Source organism: Pseudoalteromonas sp. T1lg10 (assembly GCF_002964545.1).
Lineage (GTDB): Bacteria > Pseudomonadota > Gammaproteobacteria > Enterobacterales > Alteromonadaceae > Pseudoalteromonas.
This window is the reverse complement of record NZ_PQBV01000051.1, coordinates 63,139-88,264: the sequence shown is the minus strand read 5'-3', so window position 1 is coordinate 88,264 and position 25,126 is coordinate 63,139. Positions and strand designations below refer to the sequence as shown.

The 25,126-nt window shown below is 48.6% G+C and carries 20 protein-coding genes; 15 read left to right on the top strand and 5 right to left on the bottom strand.

Annotated features, from left to right (window positions below; genetic code table 11):
- Positions 1-188: 188 nt before the first annotated feature.
- Both C2M17_RS13670 and C2M17_RS13665 read left to right on the top strand, forming a co-directional pair.
- Positions 189-1,628 carry a coniferyl aldehyde dehydrogenase gene (locus C2M17_RS13670; protein WP_105201285.1) on the top strand — a complete coding sequence of 480 codons (1,440 nt, stop codon included), beginning with the start codon at positions 189-191 and terminating at the stop codon, positions 1,626-1,628.
- A gap of 237 nt (positions 1,629-1,865) precedes the next feature.
- Positions 1,866-2,738 carry a hypothetical protein gene (locus tag C2M17_RS13665; protein WP_105201284.1) on the top strand — a complete coding sequence of 291 codons (873 nt, stop codon included), beginning with the start codon at positions 1,866-1,868 and terminating at the stop codon, positions 2,736-2,738.
- A gap of 470 nt (positions 2,739-3,208) precedes the next feature.
- On the opposite strand, the gene C2M17_RS13660 is transcribed toward C2M17_RS13665, so the two are convergent.
- Entirely contained in the window at positions 3,209-3,631 is a 423-nt protein-coding gene (locus C2M17_RS13660) for a hypothetical protein (protein WP_105201283.1), read from the bottom strand.
- A gap of 503 nt (positions 3,632-4,134) precedes the next feature.
- Positions 4,135-4,326 (bottom strand): DUF3185 family protein, encoded by a 192-nt coding sequence (locus C2M17_RS13650; RefSeq protein ID WP_105188797.1) that lies wholly within the window; start codon positions 4,324-4,326, stop codon positions 4,135-4,137.
- Between the two features lie 271 nt (positions 4,327-4,597).
- Between C2M17_RS13650 and C2M17_RS13645 the strand changes: the two genes are divergently transcribed.
- From C2M17_RS13645 to C2M17_RS13625, 5 genes are all read left to right on the top strand, one after another.
- On the top strand, positions 4,598-6,178 hold the full coding sequence (locus tag C2M17_RS13645; protein ID WP_105201674.1) for an ABC-F family ATPase: 1,581 nt from the start codon (positions 4,598-4,600) through the stop codon (positions 6,176-6,178).
- A 142-nt stretch (positions 6,179-6,320) separates the two neighbouring features.
- Positions 6,321-6,593 carry a DUF4242 domain-containing protein gene (locus C2M17_RS13640; protein WP_105201281.1) on the top strand — a complete coding sequence of 91 codons (273 nt, stop codon included), beginning with the start codon at positions 6,321-6,323 and terminating at the stop codon, positions 6,591-6,593.
- Between the two features lie 160 nt (positions 6,594-6,753).
- Positions 6,754-8,970, top strand: coding sequence for a catalase/peroxidase HPI (katG, locus tag C2M17_RS13635; RefSeq protein WP_105201280.1), 2,217 nt, complete (start codon positions 6,754-6,756; stop codon positions 8,968-8,970).
- Positions 8,971-9,104: 134 nt separating this feature from the next.
- A complete protein-coding gene (locus tag C2M17_RS13630; protein ID WP_105201279.1) occupies positions 9,105-9,449 on the top strand; it encodes a hypothetical protein in 345 nt (114 codons plus the stop codon).
- A gap of 219 nt (positions 9,450-9,668) precedes the next feature.
- Complete coding sequence (locus tag C2M17_RS13625; protein WP_105201278.1) at positions 9,669-11,855, top strand: OsmC domain/YcaO domain-containing protein; 2,187 nt, start codon at positions 9,669-9,671, stop codon at positions 11,853-11,855.
- Between the two features lie 95 nt (positions 11,856-11,950).
- Here the strand turns inward: C2M17_RS13625 and C2M17_RS13620 are convergent, their stop codons facing one another.
- Positions 11,951-12,256, bottom strand: a complete 306-nt coding sequence (locus tag C2M17_RS13620; protein ID WP_105201277.1) for a hypothetical protein — start codon at positions 12,254-12,256, stop codon at positions 11,951-11,953.
- A 275-nt stretch (positions 12,257-12,531) separates the two neighbouring features.
- Here C2M17_RS13620 and C2M17_RS13610 point away from each other — a divergent pair, with 275 nt between their 5' ends.
- The 3 genes from C2M17_RS13610 to C2M17_RS13600 all read left to right on the top strand — a co-directional run bounded on the left by C2M17_RS13610 (position 12,532) and on the right by C2M17_RS13600 (position 17,753).
- Complete coding sequence (locus C2M17_RS13610; RefSeq protein ID WP_105201276.1) at positions 12,532-12,681, top strand: DUF2986 domain-containing protein; 150 nt, start codon at positions 12,532-12,534, stop codon at positions 12,679-12,681.
- Between the two features lie 254 nt (positions 12,682-12,935).
- A complete protein-coding gene (locus C2M17_RS13605; protein WP_105201275.1) occupies positions 12,936-13,574 on the top strand; it encodes a hypothetical protein in 639 nt (212 codons plus the stop codon).
- Positions 13,575-13,976: 402 nt separating this feature from the next.
- Positions 13,977-17,753, top strand: coding sequence for a S8 family serine peptidase (locus tag C2M17_RS13600; protein WP_105201274.1), 3,777 nt, complete (start codon positions 13,977-13,979; stop codon positions 17,751-17,753).
- A gap of 57 nt (positions 17,754-17,810) precedes the next feature.
- On the opposite strand, the gene C2M17_RS13595 is transcribed toward C2M17_RS13600, so the two are convergent.
- The gene (locus tag C2M17_RS13595) at positions 17,811-19,742 is read right to left on the bottom strand and encodes a hypothetical protein (RefSeq protein ID WP_158684029.1); all 1,932 of its coding nucleotides are present in this window, start codon (positions 19,740-19,742) and stop codon (positions 17,811-17,813) included.
- A 202-nt stretch (positions 19,743-19,944) separates the two neighbouring features.
- On the opposite strand from C2M17_RS13595, the gene C2M17_RS13590 reads away from it, so the two are divergent.
- Positions 19,945-20,256, top strand: coding sequence for a monooxygenase (locus tag C2M17_RS13590; protein WP_105201272.1), 312 nt, complete (start codon positions 19,945-19,947; stop codon positions 20,254-20,256).
- A 59-nt stretch (positions 20,257-20,315) separates the two neighbouring features.
- On the opposite strand, the gene C2M17_RS13585 is transcribed toward C2M17_RS13590, so the two are convergent.
- On the bottom strand, positions 20,316-21,812 hold the full coding sequence (locus C2M17_RS13585) for a dipeptidase (RefSeq protein ID WP_442792610.1): 1,497 nt from the start codon (positions 21,810-21,812) through the stop codon (positions 20,316-20,318).
- Positions 21,813-22,050: 238 nt separating this feature from the next.
- Here C2M17_RS13585 and C2M17_RS15945 point away from each other — a divergent pair, with 238 nt between their 5' ends.
- The 4 genes from C2M17_RS15945 to C2M17_RS13570 all read left to right on the top strand — a co-directional run bounded on the left by C2M17_RS15945 (position 22,051) and on the right by C2M17_RS13570 (position 25,115).
- Positions 22,051-22,767 carry a TonB-dependent receptor plug domain-containing protein gene (locus tag C2M17_RS15945; protein ID WP_199776031.1) on the top strand — a complete coding sequence of 239 codons (717 nt, stop codon included), beginning with the start codon at positions 22,051-22,053 and terminating at the stop codon, positions 22,765-22,767.
- Between the two features lie 38 nt (positions 22,768-22,805).
- Positions 22,806-24,170: a TonB-dependent receptor gene (locus tag C2M17_RS15940; protein WP_199776030.1), complete on the top strand. Its 1,365-nt coding sequence runs from the start codon at positions 22,806-22,808 to the stop codon at positions 24,168-24,170.
- A 181-nt stretch (positions 24,171-24,351) separates the two neighbouring features.
- On the top strand, positions 24,352-24,717 hold the full coding sequence (locus C2M17_RS13575; RefSeq protein ID WP_199774421.1) for a hypothetical protein: 366 nt from the start codon (positions 24,352-24,354) through the stop codon (positions 24,715-24,717).
- The gene (locus C2M17_RS13570) at positions 24,717-25,115 is read left to right on the top strand and encodes a hypothetical protein (protein ID WP_105201672.1); all 399 of its coding nucleotides are present in this window, start codon (positions 24,717-24,719) and stop codon (positions 25,113-25,115) included. Before C2M17_RS13575 ends, C2M17_RS13570 begins: the two co-directional genes overlap by 1 nt.
- Positions 25,116-25,126 lie beyond the last annotated feature (11 nt).

The following is a 25,126-nucleotide window of genomic DNA, read 5'->3' as shown; positions in this document are numbered from 1 at the left end:
CACAAATCACGCTTCTGGCGCATAGGTTTACAATGCCGCAGTACAATTAAACCTTAAAAACAAAGGCCTGATCGTTATTTTCAATCACTTGATGTATAACAAGGGGTACGACACCCAAGAATTAGTTAAAGCCTTTACCTTAAAAGCCAGGTAAAGCAAGCGACTAGTCAATCCATGCGTGAGCCTTTATGAATAGTGAAAACAATCGTCTGCACCAGCACACTCAGGTTGCTCAGCTTCAACCCCTGTTTGAAGCGCAGTTGAGGGCCTTTAACAACAATAAATACCCGGCTGTAGACGAGCGAAAAGCTCAGTTACAGGCGCTCAAAAAAGCCATGCAGGCCAGGCCGGATGAGCTGGTTGCGGCCATTAGCAAAGACTTTGGTCATCGCAGCGAAGATGAAACCCGCCTGTGCGAGGTGCTGACCCTGGTTGAGGCTATCGACTCCACCATTAAACACCTTGCTCGCTGGTGTAAACCTTCGGCTCGTTCAACCGCATTGATTTTCCAGCCGGCAAGCAACAAGGTGGTGTATCAACCCCTTGGGGTGGTGGGCATTATGGTGCCGTGGAATTACCCTCTATATTTAAGTTTAAGCCCGTTAATTACCGCCATCGCCGCGGGAAATCGCGTGATGCTTAAGCTTTCAGAGCATACACCTTACTTTAACCATTGCTTAGCGGCATTGCTGGCCGAGGTCTTTAGCGAGGAGCAGGTGGCGGTGACTACCGGCGTTGCCGATGTGTCTACGGCGTTCTCGCAATTGCCCTTTAATCATTTGTTTTTTACCGGCTCAACCGCCGTGGGCAGGTTGGTGATGCGCGCCGCGGCGGCCAACCTGACTCCGGTGACGCTGGAACTCGGCGGTAAATCCCCGGTGATTATCGGCGATACCATCGACCTGGATATGGCCGCCGAGCGCATTTGTTTTGGTAAATCCCTGAACGCCGGCCAGACCTGCGTGGCACCGGATTATATTCTTTGCCCCGAGCATAAAAAGCAGGCTTTTATCGCCGCTTATCAAAACGCCTTTGCTCGCATGTACCCCAGCATTAAAGACAATCCGGATTACACCGCCATTATCAATGACGGCCAATACCAAAGATTGCAGGCACTGCTGGAAGAGGCCAAAGCTGCGGGGGCGAGCTGCACCACCATTAACCCAGCCAAGGAGGACTTTAACGGCAGCAGGAAAATGCCGCCGGTGCTGATTGACAACGCCGGGCAGGATACCCGGGTGATGACCGAAGAGATTTTTGGTCCCTTGCTGCCCATTGTCAGCTATGAGTCCTTGCATCAGGCAGTGGACTATATCAACGCGCGTCCGCGGCCCTTGGCGCTGTATCTATTTAGCCTGGATAAGAATGAACACGCGCGGGTTATTCAGGACACCCACTCCGGCGGAGTCTGTATCAACAACACCATGACCCATTTGGCTCAGGTGGATTTGCCCTTTGGCGGCATCGGTGAGTCGGGTATGGGTCATTATCATGGTTTTGAGGGCTTTCAGACCTTTTCCAAGGCCAAGGCGGTACACATTCTGGGCAAGTTCAATGGCGGCAAGCTGCTATACCCGCCTTATGGCCGCAGCATTCACCGACTGTTTTATAAGCTCTTTGTTAAATAGGCGCTCAGGCCAGAGCGTGAATTTGTGCCGGAGTAAAGGTCAGCAAAGAGGCTCAGGCCCAGCCCCTTACTCCCCCTTAGTTAAAGTGGGTGTCTTAGTTAGTGTAAGTTCAAAAGCCCTGGGCTGGCCATTTATGGTGCAGGTTTGCTTTTTGTGGGAGGCATAACTAAGTTTTACTTGTTTGTGACTGCGTTCAGGGCGGTTCAGAAGGGGAAATGTGAATAAGGCTGTAAGTTTATGTCGTTAAAATATAAATTAAAAACTATTGTTTTTTTTGTTTTATTTTCGTTTTTTTCTGGTTGTGATAGAAGTTCGGAATTTCAAGGTGTTTTTGTCTATTCCGATGGTGGTTCGATTAATGTTTTAAATTTAAACTCAATAGAATCATCGGTAAAGGTTGATTTTAAAGGAGGTGGTTATAATATAAGTGATGTTACTTCATTCGGAGATAATTCAATTCTTTATAGTGCTTGTTCAAAATATGGGTGCGATAGCTATGAGTATAGTTTCATAAAAAAAAGAAGTAGGGTTGTAGCCTCTGGTTTTCGACCCTTTTATATGCGCAACCATAAAGAAATATTGATTTACGATTCTGGAAGTAGTGGCACTACGTTATACGCGCAATCTCTAGGGGATAGTAAAAAGAGGAAAATTGCAGAAGTAATGGGTTTAAAATTGCCAAATGGTTCAATAGTAGATTATGCAGGCCCGATAGTTAAAATATCCGATAATTTAGTTACTTTTATTACCAAAGGAAATGAACTTAAGGCTTATAATTCAACCACGAGAGAAGTTTTTGGGTTAGGTTTTAATGATTGTATACCTGTAGCTTGGTTGGCTAAGGCTAATTCTCTTTTATGCTCGAAAGTTAACTCTCGAGTTAGTTTTTTGCTTGATGTTGAAACTGGTTTGAAAATCGGGTTGCCATTTTATTTTGGCTTTAATAGTGTTTCTTATTCAAAAAAATACAATGCTATAATTTACCAGAAGCCCAGGTTTTCATTTTTATATGGCGAAGTGAGTGATCTATACGCATACATGTTAGACGAAGGGCGGGAGGTGAAGATAAAAAATAAGATATTTTCAGTAAGTGGTTACTGGCAAGATTAAAATAAAAAAGATACCGTCACTCTAAATAATTATTTGATGTCAGGAAGAGGCGTAGCAACCACAGAAAGTTAAGCTGGGTGACTTGGGCAATAACCTAGCTAGATTCCTTAGGTAATAGTAGGAGCTCTAACGAGGACTTATTTGGTCAGTGGGGGACTGTAATAAACTCCGTGTAAGTGGCACAGTGAAAGGGAGCGCCTTCGAGACAACACTTGCAGGGACATTCTTATACCAAAACAATTCAGCCCTCAAGCAAATAAAAGGAACAATTCAAATAGTAAGGCTTCGGCGTAATTGGGAGCTATATCTTTAGGTCTCACTGCGGTGGCGCCTAAGGCCCCAGCGCTTGGCGCTCCGGCTTTTGTGTTCGGAGTATTTTCGTTGTTTGTCAGTAGTTCACCAAACTTTATAAACGGCGACTATTCAAATAATGAGATCTATATTGATTGGGATACTGGAGGCTACCATCATCATTCTTGGGGGGTTTTAGAGGGTGAAAGTTTTGATTCAGGTTGGCAAAACACTTGCCAAAAGCAGTAAATGTACATGAATAATCTTTCTAATTTTAAAGTAGCAGCTCCAAGCCCTTTGATGTTTTGGTCTAGCATTATAGTTTGGGAAAGCCCATTGATATCAACTTTTACACTTATGTTTGGGTTGATATCACTGAATGTTTTAATGTGCCTAATAAGTTTGTGGGTAAGAAGCAATGTAGAGTGGGCTCTCAATTCAAAGAGGAAAATGCTGGGCTTAGATAAAATTCTATACCTGACGGTAGTTTCAGCTTTTAATGGAGGTGTAATAGCATTTAAAGGGAGCTTAGCTTTTTGTTTGTTTTTGCTGCTTCTTATATCTCTCGCGTTATTTTCAATTATGCAATTCTCAAACAACATAGTGTTATCTTCCGTTCTATGTTGGCTATCACCAAGCTTAATAGTGAAAGCTTGTTATTATAAAAAGAGCTTTTTGCTTCAGAGTGTAGTGATGAAATAACGAGTGAAAATTGTCAATTTTATTCTTAATGAAATGGCTTGGGAGTCTTTATGGTTTCCTGTTACTTATTGAAAGTAAAATGGAAATTATTAAAGTTCTACTCATTGTCATCGCCTTTACCACGCTAAAACTCTTTGCTGCGGACATTACAAGGGTCATGCCTGGTTGGCTCCAGTTCCCTGTAATTGTAATAGGGTTTGCTCTTGGCATCATATGGTTGTGCCGACTTCTAAAAAAGCTGTGACTGAATTTAAGTTTGTCTGGATGCTATCGCTGTTTGGCTGATAAGAGCATTTTGGAGTGAGGAGAAGTAGGTGAGTGACCGTGTGCTTGATACTCTTAGAGTTTGTTCCTTGCCAGCTTAAATGGCGAGCCACTGGCGAACCAATGACTCGCTTTGCGTTTACTTCAGCTTAAACACACCCACGGCGACACAGATGGCACCGCCGACCATGCCCAGCCAGGCTTCAATGGGTGTTTCACCGTTAAGCGAGCGGGTTAGCTGTGCTTCTACCGCGTCGTACACGTTGTAACCCCAGGCCACCAAGGCCACGCCGATCACAATAAGAATAATACCGATAATTTTACCATTCATAATAGATGCCTCATTTTTTGTTATTTTCAAGTATAGACTTTTCTACCTTACACACTTAATTACTTGATTGCATGTATTTTGTGCCTATAAATAGCGCAAGATGAGCACCTTTGTTATCGGTAATTATGAGTGCATTGGGCTGCTACTGAACTGCCACTACTTGGGTAAACAGCAGGCTTTTGTTAAGAGTTGCCTTAATGTGGTTTCTAAAAGAGGCATATTCCGTTACACTGCGCGTCCTTTTTTTGAGCAAACATGGATATCACTTCCCTTGATCGCAACAGCAAATATCGCCATGCAGTTTGGCGCTAAGCCTCTTTTTGAAAACGTTTCCGTTAAGTTCAACAATGGCAACCGTTATGGCCTGATCGGTGCCAACGGCTGCGGTAAATCGACCTTTATGAAAATTCTGGGAGGCGACCTTGAGCCCTCGGCTGGAAACGTGATGCTAGGTGAGAGCGTGCGTCTGGGTAAGTTGCGTCAGGATCAGTTTGCCTTCGAAGAATATTCTGTGATGGACACGGTATTAATGGGTAATACCGAGCTGTGGGCGGTGAAAGAGCGACGCGACTTCATTTACAGCCAGGCCGAGATGAGTGAAGAAGAAGGCATGGAAGTGGCCGATCTGGAAGTGCGCTTTGCGGAAATGGACGGTTACACCGCAGAAAGCCGCGCCGGCGAACTTTTGCTGGGCTTGGAAATTCCCATTGAGCAGCACTTTGGCCCCATGAGCGAAGTAGCACCGGGCTGGAAGCTGCGAGTATTACTGGCGCAAGCCCTGTTCTCCGATCCGGATGTACTGCTACTTGACGAACCGACCAACAACCTGGATATCAACACCATTCGCTGGTTAGAGCAGGTGCTGGTTGAGCGCAAGTCGACCATGGTGATCATCTCTCACGACCGTCACTTCTTAAATACCGTGTGTACCCATATGGCCGATTTGGATTATGGTGAAGTGCGCCTATTCCCGGGTAACTACGACGAGTACATGACAGCAGCCACTCAGGCTCGTGAGAAAATGCTCAACGAAAACGCCAAGAAGAAGGCACAGATTGCCGAGCTACAAAGCTTTGTTAGCCGCTTCTCTGCCAACGCTTCTAAGGCCAAGCAGGCCACCTCACGTGCCAAGCAAATCGATAAAATTCAGCTTGAAGAAGTAAAGCCATCAAGCCGCGTCAGCCCCTATATTCGCTTTGAGCAAGATAAGAAGCTGCACCGTCAGGCTATTACCATCGAAGGTTTGTCAAAAGCGTTTGAAACGCCCTTGTTCAGCAACTTTGATTTACAGGTTGAGGCCGGCCAGCGCGTTGCCATTATCGGCCAAAACGGCGCCGGTAAGACCACCTTGTTACGCTGTTTATTAGGTGAAATCGGGGCCGATCAGGGCTCGGTAAAATGGGCCGAACAAGCGAAAATTGGTTACATCGCCCAGGATCATGCCGCCGACTTCGTTGAAGACGATAACCTGTTCGACTGGATGAAACAGTGGACCACGGGTGATGATCAGGTGGTGCGCGGTGCCCTAGGACGCATGTTGTTTTCTAATGATGATGTGAAAAAACGGGTTAAAGTGCTTTCCGGTGGTGAAAAGGGTCGCATGCTGTTTGGCAAAATGAGCCTGATTAACCCTAACGTGTTGGTACTGGATGAGCCGACCAACCACCTGGATATGGAATCTATCGAGGCTCTGAACCTGGCCTTGGAAAACTATGAAGGCACCTTGTTCTTTGTCAGCCATGACCGTGAGTTTGTGTCATCACTGGCTACGCAAATTATTGATATTCGCCCGGAGGGCATAGTGCACTTCCAGGGTTCATATGAAGAGTACCTAAAAAGTCAGGGAATTTAATGCCCTAGGTTTCCCGACTGGCGCTTTCGCCGGTCGGGGATCATGCCAACCGCAGCCCTGCCCCCGTCATTTTTGGCTATGCCTCTTCACTCCAGCGCTCCTTGACTATACTTATTGCTCTTACTCTTAACGGAGGTGAGTAATGCCAAAGTACGTAATTGAAAGAGAAATAGAGGGTGCGGGCGGGCTATCCGCCGATGAACTGCAAGGGATTTCACAGCGCTCCTGTGATGTACTCGAGCAACTCGGCCCGCAGATTCAGTGGGTGGAGAGCTATGTAACCGGCAATAAGATTTTTTGTGTGTATATTGCCCCGAATGAAAGCCTGATCAAGCAGCACGCCAGTATGGGTGAGTTTCCAATCAGTGCCATTCATGAAGTGAAAACCATTATTGATCCCACCACCGCCGAATAACGGTCACTCGGGCTTGGCATTGATTGTTGTAGCCAAGCCTAATAAATCAATTATCTAAATAATCGATTAACCCAATCTATTTTTATCGCTGCAATAGATTAAAACCATGAACTATATTTAATCCCGTTAATCACTTTACTCCAAACGGGGAGAGAGTTTCATGGGTAAGAAATCACGTCCTTTTATCAGTGCAGCGGCACTGGCGGTTACCTCGGTACTTACGCTGGGTGCGCAGGCCGCCTCTGTTGAGCCGAAATCAAATCAATTCTGGTGGCCTGAGCAGCTTGACCTTAGTCCGCTACGAGCACACGGGGTAGAGTCACATCCTTATGGTGAAGAGTTTGACTACGCCAAGGGTTTTGAAAGCCTAGATCTGCAAGCCGTTAAAGAAGATATTCGTGCCGTTTTGACCGAGTCGCAGGACTGGTGGCCGGCAGACTATGGTCATTACGGTCCATTCTTCATACGTATGGCATGGCACGCAGCCGGTACATATCGTGTATTCGACGGCCGCGGCGGTGCGGGTGGTGGTCAGCAACGTTTTGACCCACTCAACAGCTGGCCTGATAACGGTAATTTAGACAAAGCACGTCGCCTACTTTGGCCGGTAAAACAGAAGTATGGTCGCAACATTTCCTGGGCCGACTTAATGGCGTTAACAGGTAACGTGGCCTTAGAGGATATGGGCTTTAAAACCTTCGGTTATGCCGGTGGCCGTGAAGATGACTGGGAGCCGGATCTGGTGTACTGGGGCCCGGAAGGCAAGATGCTGACCGATGAGCGTCGCGACAAAAAAGGCAAGTTAAAAGGTCCTCTAGCAGCGGTTGAAATGGGTCTAATCTATGTAAACCCACAAGGCCCTCACGGTAAACCGGATCCCTTATTGGCAGCTACAGATATTCGTATGTCATTCGGTCGTATGGCAATGAACGACGAAGAAATTGTGGCACTAATCGCAGGTGGCCACACATTTGGTAAAGCACACGGTGCTAAAAAGCCAGACTGTGTAGGCAAAGAGCCGGCAGCAGCGCCGATTGAAGACCAGGGCTTTGGTTGGCAGAACAAATGTGGCAAAGGCCTGGCTGAAGACACTGTGACCAGTGGCTTTGAAGGTGCGTGGACGGTTACGCCAACACAGTGGACCACCAACTACCTGGACAACCTCTTCAACTTTGATTGGAAACAAACCACGAGCCCCGCCGGAGCAATCCAGTGGATCCCTACCGATGAGGCGGCGAAAAACCTGGTTCCCGATGCGCACGTTAAAGGTAAGCGTCACGCGCCTATCATGTTCACAACAGATATCGCGATGAAGGAAGATCCAGAGTTTCGAAAGATTGCCGAGAGCTTCCGTGCCGATCCTGCAAAATTCGAGCTCGCGTTCGCCAAGGCCTGGTTTAAGCTAAATCACCGTGACCTGGGCCCACGTGCTCGTTACCTTGGCAGTGAAGTACCAAGCGAAGTATTGATTTGGCAAGACTACATTCCAGAAGTGAACCACACTCTGGTGAATGATAAGCAAGTCGCTGATTTGAAAGAGCAAATTCTTGATTCTAAGTTGACAGTTTCTGAGCTTGTGCGTGTTGCTTGGGCCTCGGCGTCTAGCTACCGTGACAGCGATATGCGTGGTGGTGCAAACGGCGCACGCCTGCGTCTAGCGCCGCAAAAAGACTGGCCGGTAAACAACCCTGAAGAAGTAGCAAAAGTACTGAAAGTACTTGAGAAAATTCAGAAGAAATTCAACAAAAAAGCAGGTAAAACGCAAATTTCACTTGCTGACATGATTGTTCTTGGCGGTGCAGCAGCCATCGAGAAAGGTGCCAAGGATGCAGGTTACAGTATCACTGTACCATTCAAGCCGGGTCGTATGGATGCATCACTTGAGTACACAGATGTTGAATCATTTGAAGTACTTGAACCAACTGCTGACGCGTTCCGTAACTACTATAGCAGCGCGTGGAAATCACCAACGGGCATGCTGGTAGAACGTGCCAACCTGCTTGGTTTGAGCGTTCCGGAAATGACTGCACTGCTAGGTGGTATGCGTACGCTTGATGCCAACTATAAAGGTTCGGATCACGGTGTGTTAACGAACAAGCCGGGTACGCTGAGCAATGACTTCTTTGTTAACTTACTTGATATGTCGACCAAGTGGAGCAAATCAAGCAAGGAAGAAGGAGTGTATGAAGGTTTTGACCGCACCAGCGGCGACAAAAAATGGACGGCGACTTCGGTTGACCTGATCTTTGGTTCAAACTCTGAATTACGCGCTATTGCTGAAGTATATGCTTCACAGGATGCGAAAGAGAAGTTCGTTAACGACTTCGTCGATGCTTGGACAAAAGTAATGACAGCAGATCGTTTCGATCTAAAATAAACAGACGTTGTGATGTTACTAAAAGGGCCGCAAAAGCGGCCCTTTTTTTACGTATTGGTATCGCATCCGAGATGATGTAAAATTAACCGCCCCCTTAGCGGGGACATTGTGTTTTACAAAATCGAGCGACAGATATGCAGTACTTCAAATATACCCTCATTGTTTTAACCTCATTATTTATGCTTGGCTGTGGTGGCCATGGGTATGAAGGGCACTATGTCAGTACTTCTGACAACAAGGTATTTAACGCGCTGTCAGAGCTTGCTGGCGCCAAAAAAATCTATATCGGCGAGAACTTTATCGAAGCGGATGGCCAGCGCACCGAGTTTGATGAAATCTTTGTGCGTGAACTCAAATCCGGTGACTATCTGGTATTTAAATCGGGTAATGAAGAACAAACCTGGCTGATTGAAGACGGCGACGTGCTGGTACGCGATTTAGGCTTGATGTCTTTACGCTTTGAGCCGGTAGAAAAGTAACCCCCACTTTTATTGTTAGTGAGTGACCACTCGCTAACATCGAATCCAAGGTCTCTTTTTAGTTTTGATTTATATAATTCCAAAATAAACCAAGACGATTGCACGCAAAAAGACGATAATTGGAACATTAAATTCATTAGATTGACCGACATTGCCACCTAGTCTGCTCAGCAGCGTTGGCAAGCTCGGTCATTGCGATTTTTAGGGTAGCGATAACTCATGGAAATTAAAGTTAATTTTCTCGACAACCTCAGGCTAGAAGCCAAGTTTGATGACTTCACCGTGATAGCCGATCAGCCGATCCGCTACAAAGGTGATGGCTCGGCGCCAAGCCCGTTTGACTACTTCCTGGCATCATCTGCTTTGTGCGCAGCTTACTTTGTGAAGGTGTATTGCAACAGTCGAGAGATTTCGACCGACGGTATCCGCATTTCGCAAAACAACATTATCGACCCGGAAGACCGCTACAATCAGATTTTCAAAATTCAGGTTGAGTTACCAGAGAGCATTTCTGATAAAGACCGCCTGGGTATTTTGCGCTCAATCGAGCGTTGCACGGTTAAACGCGTGGTGCAAACCGGGCCCGAGTTCCAAATCGACCCTGTAGATAATATCGACAAAGATGCCCAGGCCATGTTGATGGTTGAGGCCGACCTTGATCACAGCACCTACATCTTGGGTAAAGACCTGCCGCTAGAGCAAACAATTCAGAACATGACCGCCATGCTGGCCGAGTTGGGTATGAAGATTGAAGTGGCATCGTGGCGCAATATCGTTCCCCATGTATGGTCTTTGCATATCCGTGATGCGGCTTCACCTGCGTGTTTCACTAACGGTAAGGGTGCGACTAAAGAAAGTGCACTTTGCTCTGCGCTGGGTGAATTTATCGAGCGCCTAAGCTGCAACTTCTTCTATAACGATCAGTACCTGGGTGAAGAAATCGCGTACAGCGACTTTGTCCATTACCCCAATGAAAAATGGTTTCAAGCGGGTGCAGACGATGCCCTGCCGCAAGGCATCTTAGACGATTACTGCTTAGAGATTTACAACCCGGACGGTGAACTGCAAGCGTCGCATTTAATCGACACCAACTCCGGCCGTGTGGACCGTGGTGTGTGCTCAATTCCGTACACTCGTCATTCGGACGGAGAAACGGTTTACTTCCCGCAAAACCTGATTGAGAACCTGTTCCTAAGCAATGGTATGAGTGCGGGGAATAACCTCAATGAGGCCAAGGTGCAGTGTTTGTCTGAGATCTTTGAGCGTGCCATTAAACGCCAGATCATTGAGCAGGAAATTGTGCTGCCGGACGTACCGCAAGAGGTGCTGGCCAAGTACCCGGACATAGTTGAGGGCATCGAAAAGCTTGAAGAGCAGGGCTTCCCGATTGTTATTAAAGACGCCTCACTGGGTGGTCAATTCCCGGTTATGTGTGTGACCCTGATGAACCCAAGAACCGGTGGCGTATTTGCCTCATTTGGTGCGCACCCAAGCCTGGAAGTTGCGTTAGAGCGCAGCCTGACCGAATTACTGCAAGGTCGCAGCTTTGAAGGTTTGAACGATGTACAGAAGCCAACATTTAACTCCATGGCGGTGTCTGAGCCGGAAAATTTCGTCGAGCACTTTATCGACTCAAGCGGTGTGATCTCATGGCGTTTCTTCAGCGCCAAAGCGGATTACGACTTTGTTGAATGGGATTTCTCGGGTACCAATGAAGAAGAAAGCGAAGCCTTGTTCGGTATTTTGAAAGCGCTTGGTAAAGAAGCATATATTGCTGAATTTACAGAAATCGGCAGTGCGTGTCGTATTCTTGTGCCGGACTTTTCAGAAGTGTACCCGGTGGAGGACCTGATTTGGGATAACACCAACAAGGCACTGCAATACCGTGAAGATATCTTGAATCTGCACTCGCTCTCGGACGATGCACTGGCCGCCTTGGTAGAGCGTTTGGAAGAAAGCCAGCTTGATAACTACATCGACATCATCACCCTGATCGGTGTTGAGTTTGATGAAAACACCGTATGGGGTCAGTTAACCATCCTTGAGCTTAAGATTTTGATTTACTTAGCACTTGGTGAATTGGAAGAAGCCATGGAGTTGGTCGGTGACTTCTTGCAATATAACGACAACACGGTTGAGCGTGGCTTGTTCTATCAAGCCGTGAGCGCGGTGCTGGAAGTGACCCTAGATGAAGAGCTGGAATTGGATGATTTTATCCATAACTTCTCACGCATGTTTGGTAAAGAGACCATGGAAAATGCCGTGGGCTTGGTCACCGGTGAGGTGCGTTTCCACGGCCTAACACCAACCAATATGAAGCTCGAAGGCTTGGACAAGCACCTGCGTTTACTCGAGAGCTATAAAAAGATTCACAAAGCCCGTGCTGACTTGTTCAACAAAGGCTAGCGTGAATAAGTTTAATGCCCATTAGTAAGGCGTTGAATTAAAGCTAAAAAGCGAACCCCAGTGGTTCGCTTTTTTGTTGGTTGTTTTAGTAAAGGTTAGAGATGGGTGTCTAAGTAAAGGTGGATGTCTGAGTTAAGGTGGGTGTCTAAGTTAAAGTGGGTGTCCAAGTTAAAGTGGGTGTCTAAGTTAAGGTGGGTGTCTAAGTTAAGGTGGGTGTCTGAGTTAAAGTGGGTGTCTAAGTTAAAGTGGGTGTCTAAGTTAAAGTGGGTGTCTAAGTTAAAGTGGGTGTCTGAGTTAAAGTGGGTGTCCGAGTTAAGGTGGGTGTCCGAGTTAAGGTGGGTGTCTAAGTTAAAGTGGGTGTCCAAGTTAAAGTGGGTGTCTAAGTTAAAGTGGGTGTCCAAGTTAAAGTGGGTGTCTAAGTTAAGGTGGGTGTCTAAGTTAAGGTGGGTGTCCGAGTTAAGGTGGGTGTCCGAGTTAAGGTGGGTGTCCGAGTTAAGGTGGGTGTCCGAGTTAAAGCGGGTGTCTGAGTTAAAGCGGGTGTCTGAGTTAAAGTGGGTGTCTGAGTTAAAGTGGGTGTCCGAGTTTGTTATTTAAAACATGTCGGCCTAAACAGCAATTGCAGGGTATAATAGAGAGCGACGTCATCAATCACATATCTAAACCAAGCATCGAAACAATGAACCGTAAAAAGAAAATTTTCACCAAGCTCAAAGCCAAAGACAAACGTGCGAATGCAAAATTGCATAAAAGCAATAAACCAGCCTATATCTCAAAAGCAGAGCGAGAAAAGTTAGAGCAACAAGAGAATACGGCGTCACAAGAGTAATTCCCCACGCATACTAATACGCGATATCAATAAAAATACATTCGACTATTCGCAGCCGACGGCGGACTAGTAGTTGTTTACCCTTATCGCCAGCTTAAGGCGCGATTTTTATCTCATGCATTTAGGCGTTAGGCGTCTTTAAAATTAGCCTAACTGATTGCTTTCCCTGTTTAATTTTTAATTGGCTGGCATATTTCCCGGCGCTCATATAGGCTTTTAGCGGTTATAATTTAGCTAATGTACGCAGGGAAATTATGGAAAAGAAGATCATTCAGCTCTCTATTGCCGAGCTGATGTTACACAAACGCGGCCCTATGGACGGTGCCGAAGACATTAACTTGTTTCGTTTTGTGCTGAGCTATCCGGCGGAAGGAATTTCGGCCATCGAATCGGTGAAAACCCTGCTGTCGACCGACGACCTGCCGACCGACTGGGACAGCGACTTCGATAAGGCGATTTTGTTTAAAACGCCACTGCGGGGCAAGGCCCAGCTTTCTATCGAGGCCTGCAGCGTCGATAAGGACTCCCAGGCTCAGGCGTCATTTAAAAAGCTGTTAAACAGCATCCTCGGCTCGACCCTGGGCATTTTTACCGGCGGTTTTGGCAGTGCCTATGTGGGTAAGATCACCAATACCGTGGGCAAATCCGTCATTGACGTCCTTGGCGATGACGAAGATGTGGATATTATCGGCAAAGCCACCTACTTACTCGACTCCGAGCAATTGCCCGAGTCGATTGACTTACCCTTGATGGTCGACACGCCCGTAGTAGAGAAAAAGTATGTGCTCGTAGGCCATCAAAGCAGCGTTAATCGCCGTCGTAAGGTGGTGGAAAACGAGGTGATCCCGGCCGGCAACAACGGTCAAATTCGTATTAAAATCACCCAGCTTTAGCGGAATTGACACGGCTCAATTTCATTTATATTTGTGCCTAATACCACGAATTTTCGTTCCGAGATGACTTAAAAAGGGTTGGCTTCTAGGGCAAGTGTACCAGTAGTTCTTGCCGTCAGCCCTGTCCCTTACATTTCTTACCAGCCTTTTCCCAATACCTTCCTATTCGGCGCAATTTTCGCACCCACCTCTTTGCAAACCTTTCGGCTGAAGCCTGCCAGGCTGTGATGTTTTGATACAAAATGTGAACAAAATGGTACACAAATTTGATGGTTGCATTTTGTCCTAGCCGATAACTTAAAAAGGTTGATCGCATTCATATGACAATATGAATACGTTTATTTTAAGAGCGGGTTACACGCTCTGTAAGCAATAAAAATAACCATATATAGGATGTCTAAGATGAAACAACCACGTAGGTTTGGGCGTTTAAAAGCGACCTACCTTGCTATGTTGAGTTTAGGTTTGGCTCAGCCGGTGCTGGCACAAGGTGATGAGTTGGCTGGCAACACAAGTGCGCAGGCACTTACTTTTACACTCATTACTGGCGATAAAGTGTCAGCCGTAGTGAATAAGCAAGGTGAGCTTGGCGGTATTCGCATGCTGGGTAAAGACGGCAATGAAGTAATCACCAGCATTTTCAAGCGCGGCGGCAATACGTATGTAATGCCAAGCCAAGCACAAGAGTGGGTAGACTCGGGTGCGATAGATTTAGAACTATTTAACATTAATAAGCTGTACGCGTCTGGTTATGCGGATGAAGTCACCCACCAGTTGCCTGTTATCGTTGAATATCACGATGGCACTCTAGCGGGGGCGGCAACGCCTAAGCAGTTAGCGGGTACATCGCTAACGGGCGAAATAGAACTAATCGACAGTGCAGCCTTGAGCATTGACAAGAGCAAAGCGGCCGAAGTGTTTTCAGCACTTGTCGCGCAAGGCGATGTGGATGCTGTCTGGCTTGATGCGGCCGTGTTCGCCCATAAAGTGAGCGAATCAGAAACATTGACCCCTACGGTGCCTTTAACTGGCGCATATGGCGATGTTGCGCGTCATTATTCGGGTGCGGGTGTGACGGTTGCCGTACTCGATACGGGTTACGACATTGAGCATTCTGACCTTCAGGGGCGGGTCATCGCATCTCGAGACTTTACCTATTCGGCAAATGGTGTGGATGACACCAATGGTCATGGCACACACACAGCATCTACGGTTGCAGGCTCTGGCGCTGAATCGAATGGCAAGTGGGTAGGTGTAGCGCCAGGGGCGGACCTGGTAATTGGTAAAGTACTGGGCAACACAGGTGGTGGCTCTATGTACTCTATCCTCAGTGGTATGCAATGGGCGGTCATGTCGGAAAATGCGGATATCGTCAATATGTCATTGGGTGGCTCGGCTACCTCATGTGATGGTCCGCTTGTTGATATGGTTGAAGCACTGAGCGATCGCGCCTTATTCGTAATTTCTGCGGGTAATAGTTTTACTCGTGAAACAGTGGGTTCTCCGGGCTGTGCACCAAGCGCACTGACTGTCGGTGCGCTCGATCGCGATGGCAACACTGCTTCTTTCTCTTCGCGCGGCCCATCTCCGGATGGCCACTCAGCGAAACCTGATATTGCCTCACAAGGTGTGGCGGTAGTCGCCGCCGCTTCGGGTGGTCAAGGTGCGACGGCCTATCGAGCGCTTTCAGGCACCTCAATGTCAGCCCCGCATGTAGCAGGCGGTGCGGCTATGGTGATGCAAGCACGTGCTGATTTATCGCCTAGAGATGTGAAAAAAGTACTCACATCATCGGTATTCACATCAGATGCGCACGTACTAGAGCAGGGTGCAGGTGCAATGGACATCAATCGTGCGATTAAGCAGGCGGTGATCGCACAGCCTAACCGTGAGTTGGGTTATTTCGGATATGGCCAAAATGATGCGTACACCGACAGTAGCGTGACGTTTGAAAACACCACAAGTGAAGAAATTACATTCAAGCTTAATTTAGATCTGATCGGTGAAGATGGTAAAACGCAGCTTCCGGCAACGGTTGCTGGTTTAGGCGTTAAATCCGTTACAGTGCCAGCGAATGGCCAGGTTGATGTGCCAGTGTGGATTGACCCATCAGTGGCAATGCGCGACGGTGCATACGGTGCTATCACAGGTAAGATAACGGGTACAGCTGTTGGCGGTGAAGACGAGCAAATCACGGTGCCTGTTTCTTTCTGGGTTGATCAGCCACAAGTGTCACTGACGGTTAATTTGACCGATCGCTGGGGCAACCGTGCGTCGTTTCCTTCGAAAGTGTATTTAATTAACGAAGAGGACGATTGGGGCAGCTTATTGCGTCTAAATGGCGGTAAAGCCGAGGTAAAGGTACCCACCGGCAACTACAGCATTATCGCCAACATCATGACCTTTGATAACGCAAACTCGAGCTCGGGTTTAGTTGAGTCTGCGGCACAGATGGCGATTTTGGATCGCAAGATTGAAAGCGCAACGGTATTAAACTTTGATGCCCGTAACGCGCAGCCTGTGACCTTCAAAGCGGAGCAGCCACTTGACCCTCAAGGTTACTCATTTGGCTTTACCTACGCGCTGGATGACAACAAACAAGCTAAGCTTGCGGCGATGGAGCTGGCGCCAGACTATGTAAACGACATGTACGCATGGTCACAAGGCCATGACGACCGTTTCCGCTCTTTCATTACCACACGTGCCGTGGCACCTGAAACCAAGGTAATGATGGAAAACGGCACCGAGTTTGATTACATCAAACAAGGTTTAGCGCTGTCGTTTCATGGTGAAGGTTCAGCGGAAGTAGTGCCAGTAGGTGATGCAGGCTACAGCACCGATTGGAGCCAATTCGACCTGGAAGGCAAAATAGCCCTTATTGCCAACCCTAACTACCTAACCAGTTATATGGTGGGTAACGCCATGAAGCACGGTGCAATGGGCGTTATTTTCTACCGCCCGGGTCGAGACGGTCGTTACAAAGGGAGTATCACGGGTACGCCAAAAGTGCCTGTGATTGGCATCAGTACTGCCGAGGGTGAACAGCTTGCCGCAGAAATTGCAGCAGGTCGTAACACCGTAAGCTGGTCGGGTATTGCTGCAGAGCGCTCACCCTATGCCTACTCTATCAACCACATTACGGACGGTCGCATCGACGCAGGGCAAATTGTGTTGCAAGAGCACAAGATGCGTAAAATCGAGAGTCAATATCACTCGCAAGGTGATGAGCGTCCGGCTTGGACTGACGTGATGGCGATGACCAACAGCACCGGCGAGTTCTACTCAACGGGTAGTTCACAGCTGATCATGTTGCCTGTTGAGCGTGATGAGTACTTCAGTGCGACTACTAAAAATGCGTGGACAAACATCGTCATGCCGAATTACCAAATGCGTAGCGCAGGGGCGTATTTTGATGGTGCACGTATTATGACGCCGGGTGAGGAAGCAACGACTTGGCTTAAAGGCCCTCGTATGGGTAGCTTAGGTACCAGCGGTATTCCAATTATCAGCAGAGACACCAATGTCTTGTCTTTTAACATGGCTGCATTCGGTGACGCTGCGGGGCACGATGGTATTTTTGGCTACGATGGCCGTTCAGCCTATGGCTTAATGGTAAATGGTCAGAGTACATCGCCTTACCAGGGCACCTTGACACTTGAGCACGGCAGTAACCAAGTGAGCTTGTCAATGCGCTCTTACGCCCGCGGTGTAGGCGAGCGTTCCCCCGTGAATGACGCATTAGGGTCGCTTTATGAAGGTAAATATAGCTTCACCACTGACGACACAATGCAAGGTATTCAGCCTATCCTTATGCCTGTTGTCGATGTGCCTGTAGACATCAACAATGCCATGCCTGCGGGAGAGCCGGCACATATTAAGCTTTCCGCGATTTTGGATGGCGAAGGTGAGGTATCACTGGCGGACGTGAAACTGCAATATGGTTATGGCCAGGAGTGTGGTATGAGCGATATTCCAGCCTTTATATACTGCCCGGTGACGGCGAAATTCTCCCCTGAGAGCTGGGTAGATGCGGAGATCACACAGCTAGATGGCGAGTGGGTTGCGATTGTACCAAACGACGCTCCAGCGGGTGAATTTGTACACCTGCGTGTGGAAATGGCTAACTATGGCACCAGCACAGCAGAGCAATTAACAATGCGTGCTTACATGCTGAAGTAAGTGTTCTGTCTCAAGAAATAAAAGCCGCCCGCGTTTGGGCGGCTTTTTTAATGTTTATTACTCTTGGCAGCTGACGGCGAAATAGTCATTATTATCGCTTACCGCCAGCCCTGGCAGTTGGTTGACCAGGTGCTGGTACATCTCGGGCTGCTCAAATCTGTGTTTCATCATTAGACGCAGGTGGTGGGGCTGTATCTCGGCGCCATTATCCCTCAGGTACTCTAAAAAGCGGCGGTAACTGATTGGCCTCTCGGTCTTTGACTCGGGCGGCAGATAGCGCTCTAAACGATAGTTTTTGAGCACAAAATACAGTGGGTCCAAGCGCTCCCCATTAGTTGCGTCTAAGTAAGGCTCGAGCAATTTATATTGCGCTATGTGGCCTTTGGCGGCGACCGCGTTGGCTAGCTCAAAGGCCGTTTTCTGGGGGATATGGGAGAAGGTTTTTAACCACAGGGTCAGCTCTTTATTGCCGGCAAACTGCGCCATTACTTGGTCAGCCTCAATATCGGGTGCCAGCCCGACGTTACTGAGTTTGTTTACTATTTCCTGCTCTGTAAGCTTGTTGTCACGCACCGCGACCGAGGAGATAAACAGGCTCATTGCCGTTTTTTGTTGCTCGGACAGGGGCGGTAAATTGAGGTTATCCAGCTCCAGGCTGATCAGCTCGGCCAAAGGCTTTTTCTGCGTCAGGCTAACCAGCAAGGCCGCGGTGTCATTGATAAACAGCTTGATATCCGCATCATTATGGCGTTGGCAGTATTCATACTCGGGCGACTGAATCACCTTTTCAACAAAGGCTGATTCGACAAAGGCTTGCCATTGCTCGACGGGCTTTTCCCGCTCCTTAAACCATTTATTGCGCGCCGAGCAGGCCTCTAATTGTGCCTGTTGCTGCTCGTCCAAGGCGGTGCCCGCATCGAATTTCAGTGGTGTGCTCCCGGCATCCCGTGGTAAATCGCTTAAAGGAGATATATCAATATTGATACTCAATTGGCTTAAGACGGCCGGGGTGCGATTTAGCCCTTGCTGCCCTCGGCTATGGTAATAGTAGCGTTTGCTACCTAGTTGCGTGCCCTCAATCAGCCGGGACAGGGCATGAGCATCGGTAAATGTGCTGCCAAAGGCTTCGATATGCTCTAGTACCGCGTGCTGCATGTCACTGATAAACAGGGAGTCATTGCGAAAGGCCAGGGGGTATTGCTCGGTAAGCATGGCCGCCGCTTCGGTTTTTCCCATCATCAGCAGGGTGGCAAAAGAAAGCTTAAGGGGAGTGAGGTGTGGGTCGTTCACCAAGGCGCTATCCACGTCATAAACCATATCTTTGATTTTTTGTACCAGCTCATGGGCTGGCGCATTATTGACGATTAGCGCTTCAAAGTCTTTTTGCTCTAGGGTATGCCTATACAGATATTCTATGGGAAAGCTAGAAGGCAAGTATTGCTCTTGCTGCATTTGCATCGGCAGCTCGTCGAGACTCTCGACAAAAGACGCCATTGTCTGAGCTTGGGCTGTTTCAACCTCTGTTTGTGCATTGGCTGGGATATTTTTTTGAATATAACCCTTGAGCACCGACCGCATCTTTAGAGTCGCCTCAAAGGAGGCGGTCCTGTTGTGCCAGTGGTCGAGGGCTCTTTCATCCATGCCGGCGGCCCACAGTGCCAGGCTAATATCGTCCAGGCTATGGCCCTGCTTTAAGGCGCGGGCGGCCAAGAGTTCCAGTTGCTGACGGTTCTGGTAATGGTGCTGATTAAAGAGATCCTTTACGTTCTCACACAGCTCGCTATCAAGGGTTTGCTCGGGAAAGGGCTCGGGCTGGTAACGCTTTGTGGGTGTCTGTGCGGCGGTGGAGACGCTTTGTTGCTCTGGGCGTTGAGTGCCGGAGGGGGTCGCTCCCTCGGCAATGTGTGGCTGCTCCTGCGAGGGCATGAGCAAATAGATGCTAAGGCCGGTTAAGGCCAGAGCCCCCAACATCAAAATCATTTTTCTCATTGCTTTCCTTGCCTATTCTTTGAGCATGACATTATAACGCCATTGTTAATCTAATTTGGTTGCAAAACAAGCTTATACCCTCTGTGTACAGAGTGTTGTCCAACAAAGATTACAGTTTAGGTGCGAGCGAAACTGAACGGGCTTTTGTTTCTGTTTATTATGGGTGAAAATGAACGCAGGATTAATTTAAAGAGATGTTGAGATGGCAAAATTGCTGCAAGTCGACTTTCAATATAATGGCCCGTATGGAAAGCAAATGGCGGATGCGCTGGTTGAACTGGCTAAGTCTATTAATGATGAACCGGGCATGATCTGGAAGATTTGGACCGAAAGTGAACTTGAGCAGCTAGGTGGCGGTATCTATCTGTTTACAGATGAAACCAGTGCCAGGAATTATTTGGCAATGCACTCAGCGCGCCTGAAGAAAATGGGGATTGACGAGGTGCGTGGCAAACTATTTGATGTCAACGAAGCGCTGACGCTTATCAATAAGGGACCACTCGTCCCAGCCTAACCGTCAGTTATTGGCAGCAATGTATATAAAGAAGCCCACTTTCGTGGGCTTTTTTGTGGTTACATCTTGCCCAGGGTGAGCATCATGGCGGTGTACATTTTCAGGTTGAGTGCCAGTTGCTCCTCGGTAATAAATTCATGCTCCGAGTGGCCGGTGTAAGGCTTGCCCGGCATGGATGGACCGAAGGAAACGGCATTATCGAACAACTTGGCATTGGTGCCGCCGCCGATGGAGACAAAAGAGGCATCCTGATCCCCTGTGTAGTGCTTGAAAATATCCAGCAGCGCCTGGGCGTGCGGGGCATTATCTAGCAACATGGGGGTGCCAAGTTCTACTTCTACATTACTTAAGGTTACCTGATGTTGCTGCTGCCAGGTTTTAAGAGCGCTGTCGATCTGCTGTGCCAGCAAGTCGGCATCTTTACCCATGGGCCGGCGCAGATTCACCGACAAGGTGATGTCGTTATTTTGCGCATCGCGACTTAGCAGTGTAGGGGCCACCGTCAGCGGACCCATAAAGTCATGCTCGTAGGCGATATCACCAAACTGCTTGCCATATAAACCTAGGCCAATGAGTTCATTAATAAACATCAGTGCCTGGCCATCGCTGTTGGTGGCTAGGGCGACACCATCAAAGATGGCCCCCAGGTGGGCAATGGCGTTAACGCCCGCTTCCGGCTCGGATGAATGGGCCGAAGTGCCCTTTACTCGAATATGCAGGCCATCTTCTTGCTCGACCATGGACACCTTAACCCCTTGTAAGGCGCTGATATTGCGCTGTAGCTGGGTTTTGGTCTGGTCGTCGGCGTTATGCAGGATCACGCTGGCATCTTCGGGAATTTGGCTGACAAAGGCACCGCCTTTAAGGTGAGAGGCATACAGGCCCTCGCTTGGGTTGGCGCCGCTAAAGGTGGGGGCAATCAGGCTCCAGCCTTTTTCTGCCACCACCACGGGGTAGCTGGCGTCTATAGTGACCGCATACTTGGGCTGATTATAGGTTTTCATAAACTCTTTAATAGGACCCCAATCCGATTCCTCGGCCAGGTAAACCATCAGCTCGATGCGGTTATCAAGCTCTACGCCCTTGTCTTTTATCGCTTTCATGGCATATAAGGCGGTGGCGATGGCGCCCTTATCGTCTTCACTGCCACGGGCGATCAGCTTGCCCGGCTCTGTGGTTTTATCTAGCTCAAACGGGCTTTTGGTCCATTTACTGGCATCCGCCGGTTGCACGTCGCCATGGGTGACTATGGTGACTTTTTCGCTTTGTTCACCCATGCCAATCAGTACCGTATAGCCGAAATCCTGATAGTCGAAACCAAACTGATCCGCCTTCATCTTTAAGTAGTTTTTAAAGCCGATAAAGGCTGGGTTATCCGGCGCTTTTAGATCCTGGGTATTAACCGTGGGGAAAGAGACCAGGTTTGCCAAGGTATGAATTTGTGCTTCCTGGTACTGGTCTAGGGCGTAGTGCGCCACTGCATCTTTGTCACTGCCAACCGTGGCCGCCAGAGATGCCGTACTGAGTAACGCCAGGGCCGAAGCCAAAATAGAGATTTTCACTGTTATTCCTTGATGTTGATGTGCGTTAACGACTTGGATTGTAACGCCAGCTTAAGCTTTGAGGCCAGTTTTTGCTGTGTATGCCAGCACATATATTTACTCTAGATACAGGGTTAAGCGCCTAATTCCCCATTATTGAGAAAACAAAAACAAATGTTGAAATGATAGTAGTTATCATTTACATTGTCGGCATTATATTTCCCCCAGCCATTTAGCTAGTAAGGACAAGGTCATGAAGTTCAAGCTGTCGAAGCTGTGTTTCGCAATTCTCGCAGGTCCACTGATCACTAACAACGCGCTTGCCGAGCAAGGCTCCAAGGAGTCGGCCGAACCGGTGGAAACCATAGTGGTTACCGCCTCGCGTATTGAAAGGCCGCTAAGCCAGATCCCTAATACCATTACCGTTATTGATGAATCTGAGCTGCAGCAACAGTTGTCGCTACAGCATGATATTTCCACCGTGCTGGGAAATCTGATCCCGAGTTTTTCGCCAAGTCGCCAGAAGATGACCAGTGCCGGTGAAAGCCTGCGCGGCCGTAAACCCTTGTACTTGATTGACGGTGTGCCGCAATCGAACCCGCTGCGCAGTGGCGGCCGTGACGGCCACACCATAGACCCTTTTTTCCTTGAGCGCGTTGAGGTGCTGCACGGTGCCAATGCCATTCATGGTCTGGGCGCCGCCGGCGGGATCATTAACCTGATCACCAAAAAGCCTACCGGTGGCTTGGAGCAACAGCTGCGCTTTGATACCACAGTGCAAAGCGACAAGCTGTCCGAGGGCAGTGTGGGTGTTAACTACAGCCTGTCTAATCGCTGGGACAATGCCGATGTGCTGGCTGGTGTAAGCTGGCGTACCAGCGGCATGTCGTATGATGCCGACGGCAAGCTGATCGGGGTGGATAATACCCAGGGCGATACCATGGACGCGATACCTTTGATGGTTTTTTAAAGGCCGGTTATGAATGGGACGACTCGCGCTTAGAGCTGATGTTTAACCGCTATCAAATCGAAGGCAAGAATGACTGGATTTCTGTGCCCGGCGATGTCGATGCGGATATTCCCAGCAGCGCCGAAAAAGGCACAATCAATGGTGATGCGGCTCAAAACAAGGTTACCACCATGAGCCTGAACTATTCCAAGCAGGACTTCTTCTCTCAGCGTTTATCGGTGCAATTATTCCGCCAGGATTTTGCCGCCACCTATGGCGCCGAAGCCACTCCTTTAGCGACCTTCCAGGACCCGGCGTATGGCCCGGATCTGATCGATCAGTCGCAGAATAACTCTGAAAAAACCGGCATGAAGATCACCTTGGTTAAAGAAAACTTTGTTTTTGAACCGCTAAGCCTGGTTTATGGTTTGGATTTACTCGAAGACGAGACCTGGCAGGCGCTTATTCAAACCGGCCGTGCCTGGGTGCCGCCGACTAAATACCGCAACTATGCGCCCTATGCGCAGTTGGAATATGCCGGTGATTCGCCGTTGAGTGTCAGCGCCGGTATCCGCTACGAAAAGTCAAAACTGGAAGTGGATGACTTTACCACCTTGGCCTCTTACGGCAGTCAATTTGTTGCCGGCGGTAAGCCGGAGTTTTCACAAACCTTGTATAACCTGGGCGCCACCTATCGTTTAACCGGCGACTGGCGCACCTTTGCCAATTACTCGGAAGCCTTTTCAATGCCGGACGTCGGCCGTGTGCTGCGTGGCATCAATGTCCCGGGGCAAAGCGTGGAAACCTTCCTCGACCTTAAGCCCATTCTGACGGAAAACACCGAAATCGGCCTGGAATACGGCGGCGATCTGGTACAGGCGCAACTGGCTTATTACACCTCAGACTCGGATTTTGGTCAGCGCTTACAGCGCGGTGACGATGGTATTTATACCGTTAAGCGCGAGAAAACCGAGGTTGATGGCATCGAGTTTCGTATTAACTATCTGGCCACGGCAGCAGATAAACTGGGGCTGCGTTTTGCCAGCTCCGACGGTCGTTATGACTCGAACCAGGATGGGCGTGTCGACAGTGATTTAGGCGGCACTAATATCGCTCCGAATCGCGTTAACGCCAGTTGGGACAGGGATTGGACGGACACCCTAAGCACGCGTTTACAGGTTAATCATCTGTTTGACCGCGATGTAGACAATGCTCAAGGTGAGGTGGTCAACGAATTCGACGGCTATACCACGGTGGACCTCAGTGCCAATGTAGAAGCGTTTTCCGGGGTGGTGACCTTGGGTATTCAAAACCTGACCAACACCGATTATTACACCTATTACTCGCAATCGAGCCCGAACGACAAGCGTAACTTTAAGGGCATAGGACGTACCTTCTCGGCGTCTTATCAGATTAACTTCTAGGCTTCGCGTTTTGCCTTTGTAGGTCGGTGCTTTGCGCCGACATCGGAACGGCATCGCACCTTTTGTCGGGATAAAATCCCGACCTACAAGGCAAAGGCCGAACGACAACGAAATACATCTGCTATTTTAGTTACTCAAATCGTATCCAGCATCAGCGCGATTGCTTTATAATAACGTCGCTATGGTTAAATTCTTTGTCGTTAAATATCTGGCCTTTTTACTCGGTTGTACGCTGTGCTTTGTTTTGCATGCGCAGTTTGCCGTGCCCGTGGTGCTGGCAGCCAGTATTACCGGCTTATTGGGCAGCTTTGTTCCCTCAACTCAGGCCTTTGGCATGCATCCAAGAGCGGCTATTTATGCCGGTAGCTTTGCCGGTATGTGCTCGGCTGAGCTGATAGGTGATTACTGGCAACTGACCTTGCTGGCCTTAATCGGCACTTCTTTATATGCCTTGACCATGAACCTGTTTACTGGTTTCGGCGGCAAGCTCGGTGGTGTGGCTTTTGTCAGCGTGGCACTGTTTATGCTCACCCGGGGAGTCTTATGATCACTCTGATCTTCATTATATTGGCACTGCTTGGCGCCCTCAGCACCTATTTGCTGGCGCAGCATAAACGTTTTGATGCCATTCGTGCCTCGGCGCTGTTGGCCATTTTCGCCTATGGCCTGTTGTGGTTATTTAGCGATAATCCGGATCTCTACGCCCTGGTCTTTTTTGGTGGCACCTTTATCGGTATGAGCGCTCCCCATCGCTTTGGTTTTTATACTTTGACCAGCTCGGCCATTATTTTCGCTCCCCTCTTTCAATACCTGGTACCTAAACTAAACGGCTATGGCGGCGCCTTGGGGCTCAGTGCCTTTATGGCCATTTGTGTTTGCCATGTCGCTATTTTACTGGGCGCTCCGCGGAGCATAAAAAAGCCGCCGGGTTTATTCGGCGGCTGAGCAATTCTCAG

Coding starts and splice junctions, on each gene's coding strand:
- C2M17_RS13630 (WP_105201279.1), top strand. CDS start 9,105: ATGCAGTACTTCAAATATACCCTCATTGTTTTAACCTCATTATTTATG.
- katG (WP_105201280.1), top strand. CDS start 6,754: ATGGGTAAGAAATCACGTCCTTTTATCAGTGCAGCGGCACTGGCGGTT.
- C2M17_RS13610 (WP_105201276.1), top strand. CDS start 12,532: ATGAACCGTAAAAAGAAAATTTTCACCAAGCTCAAAGCCAAAGACAAA.
- C2M17_RS13670 (WP_105201285.1), top strand. CDS start 189: ATGAATAGTGAAAACAATCGTCTGCACCAGCACACTCAGGTTGCTCAG.
- C2M17_RS15940 (WP_199776030.1), top strand. CDS start 22,806: ATGTTTAACCGCTATCAAATCGAAGGCAAGAATGACTGGATTTCTGTG.
- C2M17_RS13665 (WP_105201284.1), top strand. CDS start 1,866: ATGTCGTTAAAATATAAATTAAAAACTATTGTTTTTTTTGTTTTATTT.
- C2M17_RS15945 (WP_199776031.1), top strand. CDS start 22,051: ATGAAGTTCAAGCTGTCGAAGCTGTGTTTCGCAATTCTCGCAGGTCCA.
- C2M17_RS13590 (WP_105201272.1), top strand. CDS start 19,945: ATGGCAAAATTGCTGCAAGTCGACTTTCAATATAATGGCCCGTATGGA.
- C2M17_RS13575 (WP_199774421.1), top strand. CDS start 24,352: ATGGTTAAATTCTTTGTCGTTAAATATCTGGCCTTTTTACTCGGTTGT.
- C2M17_RS13605 (WP_105201275.1), top strand. CDS start 12,936: ATGGAAAAGAAGATCATTCAGCTCTCTATTGCCGAGCTGATGTTACAC.
- C2M17_RS13660 (WP_105201283.1), bottom strand. CDS start 3,631: ATGTTGTTTGAGAATTGCATAATTGAAAATAACGCGAGAGATATAAGA.
- C2M17_RS13625 (WP_105201278.1), top strand. CDS start 9,669: ATGGAAATTAAAGTTAATTTTCTCGACAACCTCAGGCTAGAAGCCAAG.
- C2M17_RS13650 (WP_105188797.1), bottom strand. CDS start 4,326: ATGAATGGTAAAATTATCGGTATTATTCTTATTGTGATCGGCGTGGCC.
- C2M17_RS13595 (WP_158684029.1), bottom strand. CDS start 19,742: ATGAGAAAAATGATTTTGATGTTGGGGGCTCTGGCCTTAACCGGCCTT.
- C2M17_RS13640 (WP_105201281.1), top strand. CDS start 6,321: ATGCCAAAGTACGTAATTGAAAGAGAAATAGAGGGTGCGGGCGGGCTA.
- C2M17_RS13600 (WP_105201274.1), top strand. CDS start 13,977: ATGAAACAACCACGTAGGTTTGGGCGTTTAAAAGCGACCTACCTTGCT.